This window comes from Streptomyces sp. NPDC111520, assembly GCF_055635295.1.
The window spans coordinates 333,375-356,932 of sequence record NZ_JBVKBW010000004.1; the positions used below are offsets into that span (position 1 = coordinate 333,375).

The 23,558-nt window shown below is 72.8% G+C and carries 1 protein-coding gene; it reads left to right on the forward strand.

Annotation, left to right across the window (positions count from 1 at the left end; translation table 11 throughout):
* Positions 1 to 113: 113 nt before the first annotated feature.
* Positions 114 to 23,507 carry a type I polyketide synthase gene (locus ACZ7MY_RS11790; protein WP_499601206.1) on the forward strand — a complete coding sequence of 7,798 codons (23,394 nt, stop codon included), beginning with the start codon at positions 114 to 116 and terminating at the stop codon, positions 23,505 to 23,507.
* Positions 23,508 to 23,558 lie beyond the last annotated feature (51 nt).

The following is a 23,558-nucleotide window of genomic DNA, read 5'->3' on the forward strand; positions in this document are numbered from 1 at the left end:
CGGGATCCCCGACTAGGGGCCCGTAGGGGATTGTTAGGGGTTTCTCCCCCTTCCCGCGCATGCGAGAGTGACCCCTGGTCTTGGGTTCTTGTCCGGGGGTAATGGAGCGTGCGATGCTGAATCAGTCCGGCGATTTCCCGACCGAGATCGACGCCGCTCCCGAATCCGCGCCCGACCCCCTCCCGTGGCCGGAGCGGCTGGCCCCCCTGACCGAGACCGAGCAGCACGCCACCCTGCTCGAATGGGTCGCCTCACTGGTCTCCGCCGCCCTCCGCGACTCCGCCCCCGCCGTACTCGACCCCCGGCGGCCCTTCCTGGAACTCGGCTTCGACTCCCTGGCCGCCGTCGACCTGCACGCCCGCCTCACCGCCGGAACCGGCCTGCGACTCCCCGTCACCCTCGCCTTCGACCACCCCACCCCCGACGCCCTGACCCGGTACCTGCGCGCCGCGCTCCTCGGCCTGGACGACACCGCCGGCACGCCCGTCACCGCCGCCGTCAGCAGCGACGAACCCATCGCCATCGTCGGCATCGGCTGCCGTTTCCCCGGCGGGGTGCAGAGCCCCGAAGCCCTCTGGGACCTCGTCGCCGCCGGCACGGACGCCGTCACCGAATTCCCCACCGACCGCGGCTGGGACCTCGAATCGCTCTACGACCCCGACCCCGGACGGGCCGGAACGAGTTACACCCGCGAAGGCGGATTCCTCCACGACGCCGGCCAATTCGACGCCGGCTTCTTCGGCATATCCCCGCGCGAAGCACTCGCCATGGACCCGCAGCAGCGTTTGCTGCTGGAGACGTCCTGGGAGGCCTTCGACCGGGCGGGCGTCGACCCCGCCGGACTGCGCGGCGGCCAGGTCGGCGTATTCGTCGGCGCGGAAACCCAGGAATACGGCCCCCGGCTCCAGGACGCCACCGACGGATTCGAGGGGTACCTTGTCACCGGCAACGCGGCCAGCGTCGCGTCCGGCCGCATCGCCTACACCTTCGGGTTCGAGGGCCCGACGGTCACCGTCGACACCGCCTGCTCGTCCTCCCTCGCCGCCCTCCACCTCGCCGTCCAGGCCCTGCGCACCGGGGAGTGCTCCCTCGCCCTGGCGGGCGGCGTCGCCGTCATGGCGAGCCCCGGCTCCTTCATCGCCTTCAGCCGCCAGCGCGGCCTCGCCCCCGACGGCCGGTGCAAGCCGTTCGCGGCCGCCGCCGACGGCACCGGGTGGGGCGAGGGCGCCGGCATGCTGCTGGTGGAACGCCTCTCCGACGCCCGGCGCAACGGGCACCCGGTGCTCGCCGTGGTGCGCGGTTCCGCCATCAACCAGGACGGCGCCAGCAACGGCCTGACGGCCCCGAGCGGCCCCTCGCAGCAGCGCGTCATCCGTCAGGCGCTCGCCAACGCCGGCCTGTCGAGTGCGGACGTGGACGTGGTCGAGGCCCACGGCACGGGCACCACGCTCGGCGACCCCATCGAGGCCCAGGCACTGCTCGCCACGTACGGCCGGGGCCGGACCGAGGGCAGCCCCCTGTGGCTCGGATCCCTGAAGTCGAACATCGGCCACACGCAGGCGGCGGCCGGTGTCGCCGGCATCATCAAGATGGTCATGGCGATGCGGCACGGCGTGCTGCCGCGGACCCTCCACGTCGACGAACCCACCCCGCACGTCGACTGGACCGCCGGAGACGTCTCCCTGCTGACCGAGCCCGTCGACTGGCCCCGGGGCGAACGGCCGCGCCGCGCCGGCGTGTCCTCGTTCGGCATGAGCGGCACCAACGCGCACGCCATCATCGAGGAACCCACGGCCGAGGACGCGCGAGCCGGCACCGGCACCGCCACCGGCCTCGACGGCGCGGCACCGGCCGCCGCCCCCCTCGGCCACGACGAAGGAGACGGCGACGACCGGCCGCTCCTGCCCTGGGCCCTGTCCGCGAAGACCCCGGAAGCCCTGCGCGCCCAGGCCCTTCGGCTCGCCGACCGCGTCACCGCCGACCCCGGCCTCACCCCGGCCGACGTCGGCCACTCCCTCGCCACCACCCGCGGCGTCTTCGAACACCGCGCCGTGGCGCTGGGCACCGACCGCGAGACGCTCCTGCAGGCGCTGAACGCCCTCGCCCACGGCACCGGGACCCCCGCCACCGTCCACGACGAGCCCGCCACCGGCCGGCTCGCGTTCCTGTTCACCGGGCAGGGAAGCCAGCGCCTGGGCATGGGCCGTCAGCTGTACGACACCCACCCCGAGTTCGCCGACGCCCTCGACGACGTGTGCTGGTACCTCGAGGACCAGCTCGAACGGCCCCTGCTCGACGTACTGTTCGCCGAAAAGGGCACACCCGAGGCCGCGCTCCTCCACGAGACCGCCTACACCCAGCCCGCGCTGTTCGCGGTGGAAGTGGCGCTGTACCGGCTGCTGGAGAGCTGGGGCCTGCGGCCGGACGTGGTGTCCGGCCACTCGGTCGGCGAGATCGCCGCGGCGCACGTGGCGGGCGTGTTCTCGCTTGAGGACGCGTGCGCCCTGGTCGCCGCACGCGGCCGGCTGATGCAGGCGCTGCCGGGTGGCGGCGTCATGATCGCCGTCCAGGCCGCGGAGGACGAGGTCCTGCCGCTGCTCGACGCACGCGTGAGCGTCGCCGCCGTCAACGGCCCGGAGTCGGTGGTCATCGCCGGCGACGAGGACGCCGCGAAGGACGTCGCCGCCCACTTCACGGCACGGGGACGCAAGACCAGGCGGCTCGCCGTCAGCCACGCGTTCCACTCGCCGCACATGGACGGCATGCTGGACGAGTTCCGCCGCGTGGCGCAGGTGATCGAGTACGGCACCCCGACGCTCCCGCTGGTCTCCCTCCTCACCGGACGCACCGCCACCCCGGACGAACTGGCCGACCCCGAGCACTGGGTGCGGCACGTCCGCGAGGCCGTCCGCTTCCTCGACGGCGTCCGCACCCTCGAAGGCCGCGGCGTCACCACGTACCTCGAACTCGGCCCCGACGCCGTGCTCACCGCGATGGCGCAGGAGTGCGTCGACCCCGAGGGCACCGCCTTCGCCGCGGCCCTGCGTTCCGGCCGCGCCGAGGACGTCACCCTGCTCACCGCCGTCGCCCGCGCCCACGTACGCGGCGCGGCCGTCGACTGGAGCCGCCTCTTCGGCGGCACCGGCGCACGGCGCGTGGACCTGCCGACGTACGCCTTCCAGCGCTCGCGCTACTGGATGGACGCGGGCCCGGGGGCCGCCGCCCACGTGGCACACGGCCCGGACACCGCCGACACCGCCTTCTGGGACGCGGTCGAGCAGGAGGACGTGGCCGGACTCGCGACGGCGCTCGGACTCGACGGCGACCTCGACGGCGACCGGCCGCTCAGCGAACTGATTCCCGCCCTGTCGGCGTGGCGCCGACGGCGGCGTACCGAGTCCGAGGCGGACGGCCGGCGGTACCGGGTGGTGTGGCAGCCGCTCACCGAGGCCTCCGGCGCGCGCCTGTCGGGCGAGTGGCTGGTCGTGGTGCCGACCAGGAGCGACGTTGCCGGGCCGGTGGTGGGCGCGCTGGCGGGGCGTGGTGCGGAGGTGCGCCGGGTCGAGGTCGAGCCGGGGACGGACCGTGCGGCGCTGGCGGGGCTGGTCGGCGGTGCGTACGCGGGTGTGGTGTCGCTGCTCGGGCTCGTCGACACGGTGGCGTTGGTGCAGGCTTTGGGTGATGCCGGGGTGGGCGGCCGGTTGTGGTGCCTGACGCGGGGTGCTGTGTCGGTCGGCCGTTCGGATCGGCTGGTGTCGCCGGTGCAGGCGCAGGTGTGGGGTCTGGGGCGTGTGGCCGCGCTGGAGGTGCCGGAGCGCTGGGGCGGTCTGGTCGACCTGCCGGAGGTGCTGGACGAGCGGGCCCTGTCGCGTGTGGCCGGGGTCCTGGCAGGCTCCGTTGAGGACCAGGTGGCTGTGCGTTCGTCCGGGGTGTTCGGGCGTCGTCTGGTGAGGGCGGTGCTGCGGGAGGGGGCGGGGTCGTGGTCGCCGTCGGGCACGGTGCTGGTGACGGGCGGTACGGGTGCGCTGGGTGGCCGGGTCGCGCGGTGGTTGGCCGAGGCTGGTGCCGAGCGGCTGGTGCTGACCAGCCGGCGGGGGATGGACGCGCCCGGTGCGGCTGAGCTGGTGGCGGAACTGGGCGTCGAGGTCTCCGTCGTCGCGTGCGATGTCTCGGACAGGGAGGCCCTGCGGGCGCTGCTTGCCGAGCACGCCGGCTCGCTGACCGCCGTCGTTCACACGGCGGGCGTCCTGGACGACGGTGTGCTGGATGCTCTGACTCCTGAGCGCATCGACGGTGTGCTGCGGTCGAAGGCCACGTCGGCCCTCCACCTGCACGAGCTGACCATCGAGCTGGGCGTTGAGCTGGATGCCTTCGTGCTGTTCTCGTCGATGAGCGGCACGGTCGGTACGCCTGGGCAGGGTAATTACGCGGCTGCGAACGCCTTCCTGGATGCGTTGGCGGAGCAGCGTCGTGCGGAGGGCCTGGCGGCGACGTCGATCGCGTGGGGTCCGTGGGCCGAGGGCGGCATGGCCGCCGACGAGTCCATGGACGCCCGCATGCGGCACGAGGGCGTGCCCCCCATGCAGCCCGAGCCCGCCTTGGCAGCCCTGGCCCCGGCGGTCGGCACGGGCGAGGCGTCGCTCATGGTCGCGGACGTCGACTGGGACCGCTTCGCCCCCTTCATGACGTCCGTCCGACCGCTCCCGCTGATCGGCGGCTTCGTCGCGCACGGGGAGACCGTCACGGCAGCCGACGTGGCAGGCACCGCCGCCCGCCGGCTCGCGGGGCTGACGGAGACCGAGCAGGAGCGGGAACTGCTCGACCTGGTCCGTACGCACGTCGCGGCCGTCCTCGGCCACGGCGGCGTCGACGCCGTCGGGGCCGACCGCGCCTTCAAGGAGCTCGGCTTCGACTCCCTGACGGCCGTCGAACTGCGCAACCGCCTCGGCGCGGCCACCGACCTGCGACTGCCCACCACCCTCGTCTACGACTACCCCACCTCGGCCGCGCTCGCCGGGTTCCTGCGCCGCGAGCTGCGGGGCGCACGACCCGCGGAGACGGACCCGGTCGCCACGGCGGCGGCGGTCGACGACGACCCGATCGCGATCGTCGCGATGAGCTGCCGGTTCCCCGGCGGGGTACGGACCCCGGAGGAACTGTGGAGGCTGCTCGCCGACGGGGCCGACGCCGTCGGTGACTTCCCGTCCGACCGCGGCTGGGACCTGACCGGCCTCTACAGCGCCGACCCCGACCGTCCCGGGACCACGTACACCCTGGCCGGCGGGTTCCTCCACGACGCCCCCGAGTTCGACGCGGACTTCTTCGGGATCTCGCCGCGTGAGGCGCTGGCCATGGACCCGCAGCAGCGGCTGCTGCTGGAGACGTCCTGGGAGGCCTTCGAGCGGGCCGGCATCGACCCCTCCTCGCTGCGCGGCAGCCGGGCGGGCGTCTTCGTCGGCACCAACGGCCAGGACTACCTGTCCCTCGTCATGGGCGGGACGGACGGCCTCGAAGGCCACGTCGGCACCGGCAACGCGGCCAGCGTCGTCTCCGGGCGGCTCTCCTACGTCTTCGGGCTCGAAGGCCCCGCGATCACCGTCGACACGGCCTGCTCGTCCTCCCTGGTGGCGCTGCACCTCGCCGTCCAGGCACTGCGGCAGGGCGAGTGCTCGCTCGCCCTGGCCGGTGGCGTGACGGTGATGTCGACGCCTGAGGCCTTCGTCGACTTCAGTCGTCAGCGGGGTCTGGCGGAGGACGGCCGGATCAAGGCCTTCGCGGCGGCCGCGGACGGCACGGGGTGGGGTGAGGGCGTCGGCATGCTGCTGGTGGAGCGGCTGTCGGACGCGCGGCGCAACGGTCACCCGGTGCTGGCGCTGGTGCGGGGTTCGGCGATCAACCAGGACGGGGCGAGCAACGGTCTGACGGCGCCGAACGGCCCGTCGCAGCAGCGCGTGATCCGCCAGGCCCTGGCGAGCGCCGGGCTGGCGGCCACTGACGTGGACGCCGTGGAGGCGCACGGCACGGGCACCCGGCTGGGTGACCCGATCGAAGCGCAGGCGCTGCTGGCGACGTACGGGCAGGGGCGGTCGGCGGAGCAGCCGCTGCTGCTCGGCTCGATCAAGTCGAACATCGGCCACACACAGGCCGCGGCCGGTGTCGCGGGTGTGATGAAGATGGTGCTGGCGATGCGGCACGGCGTGCTGCCGTCGACCCTGCACGTCGACGAGCCGACGCCGCACGTGGACTGGACGGCGGGAGCTGTCTCCCTGCTGACCGAGGCCGTCGAGTGGCCGGAGACCGGACGGCCCCGGCGGGCCGGCATCTCGTCGTTCGGTCTCAGCGGCACCAACGCCCACACGATCGTCGAGCAGGCCCCGGCCGCGGCGGCCACAGGGGACGACGCCGAACCCGCGGTTGACGGCACGGTGCCCTCGGTACTGCCGGTCCTCCTCTCCGCGCCGGGCACGACCGGGCTGCGGGCCCAAGCCGCCCGCCTCGGCGCCCACATGACGGCGCACCCCGCGGCGTCCACCCTCGACACCGCCTACACGCTGGCGACCGCTCGCGCCGCTCTGGAGACGCGCGCGATCCTGGTCAGCGGCACCGAGGACCGCGACGCGCTGCTCGCGGGCCTCCACGGCCTCGCCGCCGGGGAACAGCCCCCGGGCCTCGTGCAGGGCACTCCGACGACCGGCGCGCTCGCCTTCCTGTTCACGGGGCAGGGGAGCCAGCGGCTGGGGATGGGGCGTGAGCTGTACGAGGCCTACCCGGTGTTCGCGGACGCGTTGGACGCGGTCTGCGCCCGGATGGACGCGTACCTCGATGTGCCGTTGAGGGATGTGCTGTTCGGGGAGGACACGGGGGTTCTGGATCGTACGGAGTTCGCGCAGCCCGCGTTGTTCGCGGTGGAGGTGGCGCTGTTCCGGCTGTTGGAGTCGTGGGGTGTGCGACCGGACTTCGTGTCGGGGCATTCCATCGGTGAGATCGCGGCTGCGCATGTGGCCGGGGTGCTGTCGCTGGAGGACGCGTGTGCTCTGGTGGCGGCGCGTGGGCGGTTGATGCAGGCGCTGCCGGCCGGCGGCGTGATGATCGCGGTGGAGGCTTCGGAGGACGAGGTCCTGCCGCTGCTGAACGAGCGGGTGAGCATCGCTGCCGTCAACGGGCCTTCGTCGGTGGTGATCGCGGGTGACGAGGATGCCGCTCTCGCGATCGTGGAGTCGTTCCCGGACCGGAAGTCGAAGCGGCTGACGGTCAGTCACGCGTTCCACTCCCCGCACATGGACGGGATGCTGGACGCCTTCCGTGAGGTGGTGGCGGGGCTTTCGTTCGAGGCCCCCCGCATCCCGGTCGTCTCGAACCTGACGGGCGCCGTGGTCGCCGACGAGATGGCGTCGGCGGAGTTCTGGGTGCGGCATGTGCGGGAGGCTGTCCGCTTCCTGGACGGTGAGCGCGCGCTGGAGGCGGCCGGGGTCAGCACGTTCGTGGAGCTGGGTCCGGACGGTGTGCTGTCGGCGATGGCGCAGGAGTGGGTGACGGGCGAGGGCGCGGTCTTCGTTCCGGTGCTGCGCAAGGGGCGTGCGGAGGCTGAGACGGCCGTCACGGCTCTGGCGCAGGCGTACGTGCGGGGTGTGGCGGTGGACTGGGCCGGATTCTTCGCCGGCACGGGTGCGCGGCGGGTGGACCTGCCGACCCAGGCCTTCCAGCGGACGCGGTACTGGCCGGAGGCACGGCAGGCCGACATCACCCTCGCCGGGAAGAGCGTCGACACCATCGACGCGCGCTTCTGGGACGTCATCGAGCAGGAGGACCTGACGTCCCTCGGGGCCATGCTCGGCCTCGACGACACCGCCGCCTGGGGAAGCATGGTCCCGGCTCTCTCGGCCTGGCGCCGGCGCAGTCAGGATCAGGCCCTTGTCGACGGGTGGCGATACCGGACGAGCTGGAAGCCGCTGCAGGCCGCCCCCGAAGCGCGTCTGTCGGGTGCGTGGCTGGTCGTGGTGCCGGCTGGCGGCGACGTTGCCGGCCCGGTGGTGGATGCGCTGGTGGGGCGTGGTGCGGAGGTGCGGCGGGTCGAGGTCGAGCCGGGCACGGATCGCGTTGCGCTTGCTGGGCTCGTTGCTGGTGAGTACGCGGGCGTGGTCTCGCTGCTCGGGCTGGCTGAGTCGGTCTCTTTGCTCCAAGCTCTGGGCGATGCCGGGGTGGGTGCCCGGTTGTGGTGTCTGACGCGGGGTGCGGTGTCGGTCGGCCGGTCGGATCGGCTGGTGTCGCCGGTGCAGGCGCAGGTCTGGGGTCTGGGCCGGGTGGCGGCGCTGGAGGTGCCGGAGCGCTGGGGCGGTCTGATCGATCTCCCTGAGCTGCTGGACGAGCGTGCGCTGTCGCGCGTGGTCGGGGTGCTGGCCGGTTCTGGTGAGGACCAGGTGGCGGTTCGGTCGTCCGGGGTGTTCGGGCGTCGTCTGGTCCGCGCGTCGCTGCCGGAGGGTGCGGGGTCGTGGTCGCCGTCGGGCACGGTGCTGGTGACGGGCGGTACGGGTGCGCTGGGTGGCCGGGTCGCGCGGTGGTTGGCCGAGGCTGGTGCGGAACGGCTGGTGCTGACCAGTCGCCGCGGGATGGACGCTCCGGGTGCCGCGGAACTCGTTGCCGAGCTTGGCGTTGAGGTCTCCGTCGTCGCGTGTGATGCCTCTGACCGTGACGCGCTGCGTGCTGTACTCGCCGAGCACGCCGATTCCCTGACCGCCGTCGTCCACACTGCCGGCGTCCTGGACGACGGCGTTCTCGACTCCCTCACTCCGGACCGTCTTGAGACCGTCCTGCGGGCGAAGGCGACCTCGGCCTTGAATCTGCACGAGCTGACGATCGAGCTCGGTGTGGGGCTGGACGCCTTCGTGTTGTTCTCGTCGATGAGCGGCACGGTCGGTACGCCTGGGCAGGGTAATTACGCCGCTGCGAACGCCTTCCTGGATGCGTTGGCGGAGCAGCGTCATGCGGACGGCCTGGCGGCGACGTCGATCGCGTGGGGTCCGTGGGCCGAGGGCGGCATGGCCGCTGACGAGACGATGGCCGCCCGAATGCGTCGTGACGGTGTGCCGCCGATGCGGGTGGATCTGGCGGTCGACGCCCTGCGGCGGGCGGTCGGTTCCGGTGAGCCCGCGCTCACCGTGGCGGACGTGGAATGGGACCGCTTCCTCGCAGGATTCACCGCCGTCCGCGACAGTGAGCTGTTCAGCGAACTGCGGGTCGCCCGCGAAGCGGGCAGGGCAGGGACTGCCTCGGCGGACGCCACCGGCGAGGCCCCGGATTCCGCGTCCTTCGTCGGCAGGCTGGCCTCTGCTGCCGGGGCCGAGCAGGAGCGGATGATGCTGGACCTGGTGCGTACCCAGGTGGCGGCTGTTCTTGGTCATGCAGGTGTCGATGCGGTCGGGGCCGGGCGGGCGTTCAAGGAGCTGGGCTTCGACTCGCTGACGGCGGTGGAGCTGCGGAACCGGCTTGGTGCGGCGACGGAACTGCGGTTGCCGGCGACGCTGGTCTACGACTATCCGACGTCCGCTGCGCTGGCAGAGTATCTGCTGGGTGAGCTGCTGGAGACGGCCCCCTCCGGGGACGTCGACCTGCCCGCGGTGGTCGCCACGGACGACGATCCGATCGCGATCGTGGCGATGAGCTGCCGTTTCCCGGGTGGTGTGCGGAGCCCCGAGGACCTGTGGCGGCTCCTGGTGACGGGGACGGACGCGGTGGGGGAGTTCCCCGTCGACCGCGGCTGGGACCTGGGACAGCTCTACGACCCCGACCCGGACCGAGCCTGTACGTCGTACACCCGCGAAGGCGGCTTCGTGGACGGCGCTTCGGAGTTCGACGCGGACTTCTTCGGGATCTCGCCGCGTGAGGCGCTGGCGATGGACCCGCAGCAGCGGCTGCTGCTGGAGACGTCGTGGGAGGCGTTCGAGCGGGCCGGGATCGATCCCTCCTCGCTGCGCGGCAGCCGGGCGGGCGTCTTCGTCGGCACCAATGGACAGGATTACCTCTCCCTCGTCGCCCGCGAGCCCGACGGCCTGGAAGGACACATCGGCACCGGGACCGCGGGCAGTGTGATGTCGGGTCGGGTGTCGTACGCGCTGGGGCTGGAGGGGCCGGCGGTGACCGTGGACACGGCCTGTTCCTCGTCGCTGGTGGCTCTGCACTGGGCGGTGCAGGCGTTGCGGCAGGGCGAGTGCTCGATGGCGCTGGCGGGCGGCGTGACGGTGATGTCGACGCCTGAGGCCTTCGTCGACTTCAGTCGTCAGCGGGGTCTGGCGGAGGACGGCCGGATCAAGGCCTTCGCGGCGGCCGCGGACGGCACGGGGTGGGGTGAGGGCGTCGGCATGCTGCTGGTGGAGCGGCTGTCGGACGCGCGGCGCAACGGTCACCCGGTGCTGGCGCTGGTGCGGGGTTCGGCGGTGAACCAGGACGGGGCGAGCAACGGTCTGACGGCGCCGAACGGTCCGTCGCAGCAGCGGGTGATCCGGCAGGCCCTGGCGAGCGCCGGGCTGTCCGCCGCGGACGTGGACGCCGTGGAGGCGCACGGCACGGGCACCCGGCTGGGTGACCCGATCGAGGCCCAGGCGCTGCTGGCCACCTACGGCCAGGAGCGCGCCGAGGGCCGACCCTTGCTCCTCGGCTCCATCAAGTCGAACATCGGCCACACGCAGGCCGCGGCCGGTGTCGCGGGCGTCATCAAGATGGTCATGGCGATGCGGCACGGGGTGCTGCCGCAGACGCTCCACGTGGACGAGCCCACCCCGCACGTCGACTGGACGGCCGGAGCTGTCTCCCTGCTGACCGAGTCCGTCGAGTGGCCCGACACCACGCGTCCGCGCCGGGCCGGCGTCTCGTCGTTCGGCATCAGCGGCACCAACGCCCACACGATCATCGAGCAGGCCCCGGAGCCCGCGCCCGATGCCGCCGAATCTCCGTCGCGTACGCCCGGCGTGCTCCCGCACCTCCTGTCGGCCAAGTCCCCCGAGGCCCTGCGCGCCCAGGCAGCCGCCCTCAGCGCGCGCCTGTCAGAGGCCGGGACGGCGGATGGCAACGCCTTGCGGCCCGTCGACCTCGGCTACTCCCTCGCAACCGGTCGCGCGCACCTGGACCATCGTGCGGTCGTCTCGGCGGACAGCACGGCCGAGGTGGCGGACCTGCTCGCGCGGTTGGCCTCCGGTGACGACGTCCCCGCCATCACTTCCGGCACGGTGGAAGACGGGCGTACGGCGTTCCTGCTCACGGGGCAGGGCAGCCAGCGGCTCGGGATGGGGCGTGAGTTGTACGAGGCCCATCCGGTGTTCGCGGACGCGTTGGACGCGGTCTGCGCCCGGATGGACGCCCATCTCGATGTGCCGTTGAGGGATGTGCTGTTCGGGGAGGACGCGGGGGTTCTGGACCGGACGGAGTTCGCGCAGCCCGCGTTGTTCGCGGTGGAGGTGGCGCTGTTCCGGTTGGTCGAGTCGTGGGGTGTGCGACCCGACTTCGTGTCGGGGCATTCCATCGGTGAGATCGCCGCGGCACACGTGGCGGGTGTCTTCTCGCTGGATGATGCGTGTGCTCTGGTGGCGTCGCGGGGCCGGTTGATGCAGGCGCTGCCGGCCGGCGGCGTGATGATCGCGCTGGAGGCGTCGGAGGACGAGGTCCTGCCGCTGCTGAACGACCGCGTGAGCATCGCGGCCGTGAATGGGCCATCGTCGGTTGTCATCGCCGGTGACGAGGACACGGCCACGGCGATTGCGGGGTCTTTCGCGGGGCGGAAGTCGAAGCGTCTGACGGTCAGTCATGCGTTCCACTCGCCGCACATGGACGGCATGCTGGACGGCTTCCGTGAGGTCGTGGCGGGGCTGTCCTTCGAGGCTCCGCGCATCCCGGTCGTCTCCAACCTGACCGGTGCCGTGGTCACCGACGAGATGGCCTCGCCCGACTTCTGGGTGCGGCACGTCCGCGAGGCTGTCCGCTTCCTTGATGGTGTCCGTGCGCTGGCGGCTGCTGGGGTCAGCACGTTCGTGGAGTTGGGTCCGGACGGCGTGCTGTCGGCGATGGCGCAGGAGTGCGTCGACCCCGAGGGCGCCGCCTTCGTCCCGCTCCTGCGCGCCGCCCGCCCTGAGGCCGAGAGCCTGGGCGACGCCCTCGCGCGAGTCCATGTCATAGGCCTCGCGATCGACTGGCACGCGTACTTCGCCGGTTCGGGCGCTCGGCGCGTGGACCTCCCGACCTACGTGTTCCAGCGGCAGCGGTTCTGGCCGGAGCTCTCCACGGAGGTCGTCCGCGACACCGCATCCGATGCCGCGGATGCCTGGTTCTGGGATGCGGTGGACCGCGAGGACCTCGCGTCGCTGACCGCCACACTCGACACCGAGGCCACGACCGCCTGGGGCAGTGTCCTGCCCGGACTGGCCGCGTGGCGTCGTCAGGCCCGGGAGCGGTCGGAGGCGGACGGCTGGCGGTACCGCGTGACGTGGACGCCGCTGACCGCTCCTGCCGCCGATCGCCTGTCGGGTGCGTGGCTGATGGTGGTGCCGGTCGGGAGCGACGTTGCCGGGCCGGTGGTGGGTGCGCTGGTGGGGCGTGGTGCGGAGGTGCGCCGGGTCGAGGTCGAGCCGGGCGCGGATCGTGCGGCGTTGGCGGGGCTCGTTGCCGGTGCGTACGCGGGTGTGGTGTCGCTGCTGGACCTCTTCGGCACGGTGGCGTTGGTGCAGGCTTTGGGTGATGCCGGGGTGGATGCCCGGTTGTGGTGTCTGACGCGGGGTGCGGTGTCGGTCGGCCGGTCGGATCGGCTGGTGTCGCCGGTGCAGGCGCAGGTGTGGGGTCTGGGGCGGGTGGCTGCGCTGGAGGTGCCGGAGCGCTGGGGCGGTCTGGTCGACCTGCCGGAGATGCTGGACGAGCGTGCGCTGTCCCGTCTGGTGGGTGTGCTGGCCGGTACGGGTGAGGACCAGGTGGCTGTGCGTTCGTCCGGCGTGTTCGGGCGACGGCTGGTCCGCGCGTCGCTGCGGGAGGGGGCGGGGTCGTGGTCGCCGTCGGGCACGGTGCTGGTGACGGGCGGTACGGGTGCGCTGGGTGGTCGTGTCGCGCGGTGGTTGGCGGAGGCTGGTGCCGAGCGGTTGGTGCTGACGAGCCGGCGGGGGATGGACGCGCCGGGTGCGGCTGAGCTGGTGGCGGAGCTGGGTGTCGAGGTGTCGGTCGTCGCTTGTGACGCTTCCGACCGTGATGCCCTGCGGGCGCTGCTCGCCGAGCACGCCGACTCGCTGACCGCCGTCGTCCACACGGCCGGCGTCCTGGACGACGGTGTGCTGGACGCTCTGACTCCTGAGCGCATCGACGGTGTGCTGCGGGCGAAGGCCGCGTCGGCCTTGAATCTGCACGAGTTGACGATCGAGCTCGGTGTTGAGCTGGACGCGTTCGTGCTGTTCTCGTCGATGAGCGGCACGGTCGGTACGCCTGGGCAGGGTAATTACGCGGCTGCGAACGCCTTCCTGGATGCGTTGGCGGAGCAGCGTCGTGCGGAGGGCCTGGCGGCGACGTCGATCGCGTGGGGTCCGTGGGCCGAGGGCGGCATGGCGGCGGATGAGGGGCTTGTGTCCCGGATGCGTCGTGATGGCGTGCCGCCGATGCGGGTGGACCTGGCGGTCGACGCCCTGCGGCGGGCGGTCGGTTCCGGTGAGGCCGCGCTCACCGTGGCGGACGTGGAATGGGACCGATTCCTCGAGGGATTCACCACCGTGCGCCGCAGCTCGCTGTTTGCCGAGCTCTCTGAGGCGCGCGCGAAGCGGGCAGAGGTGGCGGAGGCGGCCGCCGACGCCGGAGGCCCGACGTCTCTCGCGAAGCGGATGTCCACCGTCGCTGGGGCTGAGCAGGAGCGGATGCTGCTGGAGCTGGTCAGGAGCCAAGTGGCGGCTGTCCTGGGCCATGCCGGTGTCGATGCGGTGGGGGCCGGTAGGGCGTTCAAGGAGCTGGGCTTCGACTCGCTGACGGCGGTCGAGTTGCGCAACCGGTTGCATGCGGCGACGGAGCTGCGGTTGCCGGCGACGCTCGTCTACGACTACCCGACGTCCGCTGCGCTCGCCGGGTATCTGCGGGACGAGTTGCTGGGGACGATCCGGGTCACGGATGCCGACCTCCCCGCGGCGGTCGCCACGGACGACGATCCCATCGCGATCGTGGCGATGAGCTGCCGTTTCCCCGGCGGCGTCACGACTCCCGAAGAACTGTGGCAGTTGCTGGTGACGGGGACGGACGCAGTGGGGGAGTTCCCCGTCGACCGCGGCTGGGACCTGGAGGAGCTCTACAGTCCGGACCCGGATCGTCAGGGGACGTTCTATGCCCGTGGCGGTGGATTCCTCTACGGGGCCGCCGAGTTCGACGCGGACCTCTTCGGGATCTCGCCGCGTGAAGCGCTGGCCATGGACCCGCAGCAGCGGTTGCTGCTGGAGACGTCGTGGGAGGCGTTCGAGCGGGCCGGCATCGCCCCCTCCTCGCTGCGCGGCAGCCGGACCGGTGTGTTCGTCGGTACCAACGGACAGGACTACTACCTCTCCCTTCTCGCCGGGGAGACCGAGGGCCTCGAAGGTCACCTCGGGACGGGCAATGCCGGCAGTGTGATGTCGGGTCGGGTCTCGTACGCGCTGGGGCTTGAGGGGCCGGCGGTGACCGTGGACACGGCCTGCTCCTCGTCGCTGGTGGCGTTGCACTGGGCGGTGCAGGCGCTGCGGCAGGGCGAGTGCTCGATGGCGCTGGCGGGCGGCGTGACGGTGATGTCGACGCCTGAGACCTTTGTCGACTTCAGTCGTCAGCGGGGTCTGGCGGAGGACGGCCGGATCAAGGCGTTCGCCGCGGGCGCGGATGGTACGGGGTGGGGTGAGGGCGTGGGCATGCTGCTGGTGGAGCGGCTGTCGGACGCGCGGCGCAACGGCCACCCGGTCCTCGCCCTCGTCCGGGGATCGGCGGTGAACCAGGACGGCGCGAGCAACGGTCTGACGGCGCCCAACGGCCCATCGCAGCAGCGGGTGATCCGCCAGGCCCTGGCGAGCGCCGGGCTGTCCGCTGCCGATGTGGACGCGGTGGAGGCGCACGGCACGGGCACCCGGCTCGGGGACCCGATCGAGGCGCAGGCCCTGCTCGCGACGTACGGCCAGGACCGCTCGCCGGAGCAGCCGCTGCTGCTCGGCTCCATCAAGTCCAACCTCGGGCACACGCAGGCCGCGGCCGGTGTCGCGGGCGTCATCAAGATGGTGCTGGCGATGCGGCACGGGGTACTGCCGCAGACGCTCCACGTGGACGAGCCGACCCCGCACGTCGACTGGACGGCCGGAGACATCGCCCTGCTCACCGAAGGGCGGGAGTGGCCGGTGACGGGCCGTCCGCGCCGGGCCGGTGTCTCGTCGTTCGGCATCAGCGGCACCAACGCGCACACGATCATCGAGCAGGCCACCGAGGTCGCGCAGACGGACGTGGCGGACGAGGCGGACACCGATCGTCCGGCGACATCGGCATGGGTGCTGTCGGGCAAGTCCGAGGATGCCCTGCGTGACCAGGCGGCACGCCTTCACGCCCGCCTCGACGCCCACACCGACCTGCGCCCGGTGGAGATCGGCCGTGCGCTGGCGACCGGTCGGGCCGCGCTCGACCACCGAGCCGTCATCGTCGCCGGCGACCGCGACGCGTTCCTCCAGCGGCTTGCGTCCGTGGCCGGCGGAGAGTCCGCAGGTGTGGTGACCGGATCCCCGGTCGCGGGCAAGCTCGCGTTCCTGTTCACGGGGCAGGGCAGCCAGCGGCTCGGGATGGGGCGTGAGCTGTACGACACGTACCCCGTCTTCGCGGACGCGTTGGACGCGGTCTGCGCCCGGATGGACGCCTACCTCGATGTGCCGTTGCGGGACGTGGTGTTCGGGGACGACGCCGAGGTCCTGGACCGGACGGAGTTCACCCAGCCCGCGCTGTTCGCGGTGGAGGTGGCGCTGTTCCGGTTGTTGGAGTCGTGGGGTGTGCGTCCGGACTTCGTGTCGGGGCATTCGGTGGGTGAGATCGCCGCCGCGCACGTGGCGGGTGTCTTCTCGCTGGAGGACGCGTGCGCTCTGGTGGCGTCGCGGGGCCGGTTGATGCAGGCGCTGCCGGCCGGCGGCGTGATGATCGCGCTGGAGGCCTCGGAGGACGAGGTCCTGCCGCTGCTCACCGACCAGGTGAGCATCGCCGCCGTCAACGGCCCGCGGTCGGTCGTGGTCGCCGGTGACGAGGACGTCGCCATGACGATCGCGGCGTCCTTCGCGGGGCGGAAGTCGAAGCGGCTGCAGGTCAGCCATGCGTTCCATTCGCCGCACATGGACGGGATGTTGCAGGCGTTCCGTGAGGTGGTGTTCGGGCTGTCCTTCGAGGTGCCGCGGATCCCGGTCGTCTCGAACCTGACCGGTGCCGTGGTCACGGACGAGCCGGCGTCCGCGGAGTTCTGGGTGCGGCACGTCCGTGAGGCCGTGCGCTTCCTGGACGGCGTCCGTGCCTTGGAGGACATCGGGGTCACCACGTACGTCGAACTCGGCCCGGACGGCGTGCTGTCGGCGATGGCGCAGGAGTGCGTGTCGGGCGAGGGCGTGGCCTTCGTTCCGGTGCTGCGCAAGGGCCGTCCGGAAGCCGAGACGGCCGTGACGGCTCTGGCGCAGGCACACGTGCGAGGAGTGGAGGTCGACTGGCGGACGTTCTTCGCCGGGGCCGGCGACCGGTACATCGACTTGCCGACTTATGCGTTCCAGCGGCAGAGGTACTGGCCGGAGCCCATCGACGCGTCCCGGCCCGGTGCCACCGCCGATGCCTCGGACGCTCGCTTCTGGGACGTGGTGGAGCGGGAGGATCTGGCGTCGCTCCTGGCCGAGTTGGACGTGTCCGGTGATGCGTCGCTGGGTGAGGTGCTTCCGGCGTTGTCGGCGTGGCGCCGGCAGGGCCGGGAGCGGTCGGAGGTGGACGGCTGGCGGTACCGGGTGGTGTGGAAGCCGCTCGTCGAGGCCTCCGGTGCGCGGTTGTCCGGATCGTGGCTGGTGGTCGTGCCGGCCGGGGGCGCCGACGACGCACCGGTGGTGGGCGCGCTGGCGGGCCGGGGCGCCGACGTCCAGCGGGTCGTGGTCGGCCCGGGCACGGATCGCGCGGCGCTGGCGGACCTGGTCGACGGTGCGTACTCGGGTGTCGTGTCGCTGCTGGACCTCGCCGGCACGGTGGCGTTGGTACAGGCCCTGGGCGATGCCCGAGTGGACGCCCGGTTGTGGTGTCTGACGCGGGGTGCGGTGTCGGTCGGCCGGTCGGACCGGCTGGTGTCGCCGGTGCAGGCGCAGGTGTGGGGTCTGGGGCGGGTGGCTGGGCTGGAGGTTCCGGAGCGTTGGGGTGGCCTGATCGACCTCCCCGGGCTCCTGGACGAGCGGGCGCAGTCCCGTCTGGTGGGTGTGCTGGCCGGTTCCGGTGAGGACCAGGTGGCCGTGCGCTCAACCGGTGTCTTCGGCCGACGGCTGGTCCGCGCGGCGCTGCCGGAGGACACGGAGTCGTGGGTCCCGTCCGGGACGGTGCTGGTCACGGGCGGCACGGGCGCGCTGGGCGGCCGTGTCGCGCGGTGGCTGGCGGGCGCCGGTGCCGAGCGGCTGGTGCTGACCAGCCGGCGCGGCATGGAGGCGCCCGGTGCCGCGGAGTTGGTGGCGGAACTGGGCGTCGACGTCTCGGTCGTCGCGTGTGATGCCTCCGATCGGGAGGCCCTGCGTGCGGTGCTGGCTGAACACGCCGATGCGCTGACCGCCGTCGTGCACACGGCTGGTGTGCTGGACGACGGGGTGCTCGATGCCCTGACCCCGGAACGTCTCGAGGCCGTTCTGCGGGCGAAGGCCACGTCGGCGGCGAACCTGCACGAGCTGACGAGCGAGCTCGGCATCGTGCTGGACGCGTTCGTGCTGTTCTCGTCGGTCAGTGGCACGGTCGGCACGTCCGGGCAGGCGAACTACGCGGCTGCGAACGCCTTCCTGGACGCTTTGGCGGAGCAGCGCCGGGCGGACGGTCTGGCGGCGACGTCGATCGCGTGGGGTCCGTGGGCCGAGGGCGGCATGGCCGCCGACGAGGAGATGGCGGCCCGCATGCGCCGAGGCGGGGTCCCGCCGATGAAGGCCGGGTCCGCCGTCACAGCGATGGGACGCGCCGTCGGCGCCGCGGACTCCACCGTCGTGATCGCGGACTTCGTCTGGGAGCGCTTCGCCTCCGAGTTCACCGCCGGGCGCCCCAGCAACCTCTTCGCCGCTCTGGTGGATGCAAGGCCTGTCCCTGCGGACGCCGCCACACCCGATGCGTCGGTCGTCGTGGCGTCGACCACCCTGGCCGAGCGGCTGGCGGCCCTTCCCGCGGCTGAGCGGGAGCGTGAACTGCTCGCACTGGTGCGTGCCCAGGTCGCTGCTGTGCTCGGTCATGCCGGGGTCGACGCGGTGGGGGCCGGGCGGGCGTTCAAGGAGCTGGGCTTCGACTCGCTGACGGCGGTCGAGCTGCGTAACCGGCTGGGTGCGGCGACCGAGCTGCGGTTGCCGGCGACGCTGGTCTACGACTACCCGACGTCTGCGGCGCTGGCGGAGTACCTGCGGGGTGAGCTGCTGGGGACGGTGCGGGTCGCGGATGCCGATCTGCCCGCGGCGGTCGCCACCGATGACGACCCGATCGCGATCGTGGCGATGAGCTGCCGCTTCCCGGGCGGCGTGCGGACTCCGGAAGACCTCTGGCAGTTGCTGGTGACGGGGACGGACGCGGTGGGGGAGTTCCCCATCGACCGCGGCTGGGACCTGGAACGGCTCTACAGTTCCGACCCGGACCGTCAGGGGACGTTCTACGCCCGCGGAGGTGGATTCCTCTACGACGCCGCCGAGTTCGACGCGGACTTCTTCGGGATCTCGCCGCGTGAGGCGCTGGCGATGGATCCGCAGCAGCGGCTGCTGCTGGAGACGTCGTGGGAGGCGTTCGAGCGGGCCGGCATCGACCCGACCTCGTTGCACGGGAGCCAGGCGGGCGTCTTCGTCGGCACCAACGGGCAGGACTACGCGACGGCACTCCAGGCCATCCCGGAGGGGATCGAAGGGTTCCTGGGCACGGGCAACGCGGCCAGCATCGTCTCCGGCCGGCTCTCCTACGCCTTCGGGCTCGAAGGCCCCGCGATGACGGTCGACACCGCCTGTTCCGCGTCCTTGGTCGCCCTGCACCTCGCCGCTCAGGCCCTGCGCAGCGGTGAGTGCTCGCTCGCACTGGCCGGCGGTGTGACGGTCATGTCGTCGCCTGGCACGTTCATCGACTTCAGCCGGCAGCGCGGGCTCGCCGAGGACGGCCGGATCAAGGCGTTCGCGGCGGCCGCGGACGGTACGGGGTGGGGTGAGGGCGTGGGCATGCTGCTGGTGGAGCGGCTGTCGGACGCGCGGCGCAACGGTCACCCGGTGCTGGCGCTGGTGCGTGGCTCGGCGGTGAACCAGGACGGTGCGAGCAATGGTCTGACGGCGCCGAACGGCCCGTCGCAGCAGCGGGTGATCCGGCAGGCCCTGGCGAGCGCCGGGCTGTCCGCTGCCGATGTGGACGCGGTGGAGGCGCACGGCACGGGCACCCGGCTGGGTGACCCGATCGAGGCGCAGGCCCTGCTGGCCACGTACGGCCAGGACCGGATGCCGGAGCAGCCACTGTTCCTGGGGTCGATCAAGTCCAACCTCGGGCACACGCAGGCGGCGGCCGGTGTTGCGGGCGTCATCAAGATGGTCATGGCGATGCGCCACGGGGTGCTGCCGCAGACCCTCCACGTCGACGAGCCGACCCCGCACGTGGACTGGTCGGCCGGCGAGATCGCCCTGCTCACCGAACGGCAGGAGTGGCCCGACACCGGACGGCCCCGGCGCGCCGGTATCTCGTCGTTCGGCATCAGCGGCACCAACGCCCACACCATCCTGGAGCAGGCCCCGGACGACATCGCCGTGACGGCCGTGTCGGACCGGCCCGCCGTGACGCCGTGGGTGCTGTCGGCGAAGAACGGGACGGCGCTGGCCCTCCAGGCCGACAGGCTCCGGGCTCGTATCGCAGCCGATCCGCTGCTGGAGCCGGTCGACGTGGCCTACACCCTGGCCACGTCGCGGGCGGCTCTGGAGCGGCGTGCGGTGTTCGTGGCGGGGGAGCGGGAGGAGTTCCTGGAGGCGCTCACGGCCGTGGCAGCGGGCGAGGAGGCGTCCGACCTCCACCTGGGGACAGCCGCTGACGGCGCGCTCGCGTTCCTGTTCACAGGGCAGGGCAGCCAGCGGCCGGGGGCGGGACGGGAGCTCTACGACAGCTACCCGGCCTTCGCGGACGCCTTGGACGCGGTCTGCGCCCGGATGGACGCGCATCTCGATGTGCCGCTGCAGGATGTGCTGTTCGGCGACGACGGCGACCTGCTCGACCGGACCGGGTACACGCAGCCGGCGCTGTTCGCGGTGGAGGTGGCGCTGTTCCGGCTGGTCGAGTCGTGGGGCCTGACGCCGGACTTCGTGTCCGGGCACTCGATCGGTGAGATTGCCGCCGCCCACGTGGCGGGTGTCTTCTCGCTGGAGGACGCGTGCGCCCTGGTGGCGGCGCGCGGGCGGTTGATGCAGGCGCTGCCGGGTGGTGGCGTGATGATCGCGTTGCAGGCCTCGGAGGACGAGGTCCTGCCGCTGCTGAACGAGCGCGTGAGCATCGCGGCCGTCAACGGGCCGCAAGCGGTGGTGGTCGCAGGTGACGAGGACGCGGCCACGGCGATCGTGGCGCGGTTCGCGGACCGGAAGTCGAAGCGGCTGACGGTCAGTCACGCCTTCCACTCGCCGCACATGGACGGGATGCTGGCGGACTTCCGCAAGGTTGCCGAGGGCCTGTCCTACGCTTTGCCCCGCATTCCGCTCGTCTCCAACCTGACCGGCGCCCTGGTCACGGACGAAGTGACCTCGCCCGACTTCTGGGTGCGGCACGTCCGTGAGGCCGTTCGCTTCCTGGACGGCGTACGCGCTCTGGAGGAAGCCGGGGTCACGACCTACCTGGAGCTCGGCCCGGACGGTGTGCTGTCCGCGATGGCCCAGGAGTGTGTGACCGGAGAGGGTGCGACCTTCCTCCCCGTCCTGCGCAAGGGCCGTCCGGAGCCGGAGACGGCCGTGACCGCCCTCGCCCGGGCCCACGTCCGCGGCGTCACCGTCGGCTGGGAGCGGTTCTTCGCCGGGACCGGCGCCCGCCGCGTCGACCTGCCCACCTACGCCTTCCAGCGCGAGCGCTACTGGCTGGAGGAGGCCGACGCCGTGACCTCCGGCGAGGACGTCGACAGGCGGTTCGGTGCGGCGGACGGTGCCGACGCACCGTTCTGGGAGGCCGTCGACAACGCGGACCCCGCCGCGCTCACCGGAACCCTGGGCGTCGACGCGGACCAGCCGCTGAGCGCACTGCTGCCCGCCTTGTCGGCATGGCGGCGGCAGCGCCAGGAGGAGTCCGCCGTGGACGGCTGGCGGTACGGCGTCACCTGGAAGCCACTGGGCCTTCCCGCCACCGGCGGCCCGTCCGGGACATGGATCGTCGTGAGCACGGCGGAGGACAGGGAGGGAGGCCTTCCCGGCGTCTCCGGCGCCCTGGCGGCGCGCGGGGCGGACGTGCGGAATCTCGTCGTCACCGAGGCCCAAGCCGGCCGGGAGGCACTCGCGGGCCGGCTGCGCGAGATCGCCGGAGCGAGCGGGACCGGTCGTGTCGCGGGCGTCGTGTCGCTGCTCGCCTTCGCCGAGCAGCCGCATCCCGTGCACGGCGCCGCGCCCGCGGGGCTGTTGCTGACGGGATCGCTGGTGCAGGCACTGGGCGACACCGGCATCACGGCACCGCTGTGGTGCGTCACGTCAGGGGCGGTCGCGACCTCGCCGTCCGACCGCCTGACGAGCGTCCCGCAGGCCCAGGTGTGGGGCCTGGGCCGGGTCGTGGCCCTGGAGCACCCCGACCGCTGGGGCGGCCTCGTGGACCTGCCGGGGACCGTGGACGATCGGGTCCTGGACCGGCTGCTCGGCGTCCTCGCAAGCCGCGGGGACGAGGACCAGATCGCCATCCGCCCAAGTGGCCTGCTGGCCCGCCGCATTCAGCACGACCCCGACCGCACGCCCGCGGCGGAGCGTACGCCGTGGCGTCCCCGCGGCACCGTCCTCGTCACCGGCGGAACGGGCGCCCTCGGCGGCCACGTCGCCCGCTGGCTGGCGGCCCACGGCGCGGAGCACCTGGTGCTGGTCAGCCGGCGCGGGCCGCAGACACCCGGCGCGGACGGACTGGTCGCCGAGATCGGCGCCCTGGGCGCCCGGGCCACGGCCGTGGCCTGCGACGTGACCGACCGCCAGGCCGTCGCCGACCTGCTGGCGCGGCTGCGCGAACCGCAGGCCGACGGAACGGGCGGGCCGGGTCTCACCGCGGTCTTCCACACGGCGGGCGCCGGGCAGTTCGCGCCGCTGGCCGAGACGGGCCCCGGCGACATGGCCGACGTCGTCGCCGCCAAGGTCGCCGGCGCCGCCCACCTCGACGAACTCCTCGGCACGGCCGACCTCGACGCCTTCGTCCTCTTCTCCTCCATCGCGGGTGCGTGGGGCAGCGGCGGCCAGGCCGCCTACGCCGCCGCCAACGCCCACCTCGACGCCCTGGCACAGCACCGCAGGGCCCGCGGGCTGACGGCGACCTCGGTGGCCTGGGGCCCCTGGGCCGAGGGCGGCCTCGTCGCCGACGACGGCGCGGAGGAGCAGCTGCGCCGGCGCGGACTGCTCGCGATGGCGCCGAACCGGTCCATCGCGGCGCTCCAGCGTGCCCTGGACGGGGACGAGACCACCGTGATCGTGGCCGACGTCGACTGGCACCTGTTCGCCCCGGCCTTCACCGCCGCCAGGCCGCGCCCGCTGATCGGCGACCTGCCCGAGGTGCGCCGCGCGCTCGCCGCAGGACAGGAAAGCGCCGCTGCGTCCACGGACGAAGCCCCCGACCTCCAGGCCCAGTTGCGGGGGCTTCCCGTGGCCGACGCGGAGCGGGTCGTGCTCGACCTGGTCCGCGCGCAGGTCGCGGCCGTCCTCGGTCACCAGGGCGCGGCGTCGGTCGAGGCCGGACGCGCCTTCAAGGAACTGGGCTTCGACTCGCTGACCGCCGTCGAACTGCGCAACCGGCTGCAGACCGCCACCGGGCTGCGCCTGCCGGCCGCCCTCGTCTTCGACCACCCGACCCCCGCGGCGCTCGCGGCGCACATCCGGGCCGAGGTCGTCGGCGAGGACACCACCCCCGCACTGCCCGCCCTCGCGGAGATCGACAAGCTCGAGTTCCTCCTGTCGTCCGTCCCCGAGGACACCACCGAACGCGCCCGCGTCACCGCACGGCTCGAATCCCTCCTGGCGAAGTGGAACAGGGCGGAACGAGCGGCCACCGGAGGGGGCGAGGACGAGGACGTCGAAATCGCGTCGGCGTCCGCCGACGACCTCTTCGACCTCATCAACAAAGAATTCGGAAAATCCTGAACCGATGGCTGATCCGACGACCCGACCGATGTCCGTACGGCCGCATTTCGC

What these genes read in the sequence shown, in the direction of transcription:
- ACZ7MY_RS11790 (WP_499601206.1), top strand. Translation starts at nt 114, where the DNA reads ATGCTGAATCAGTCCGGCGATTTCCCGACCGAGATCGACGCCGCTCCC.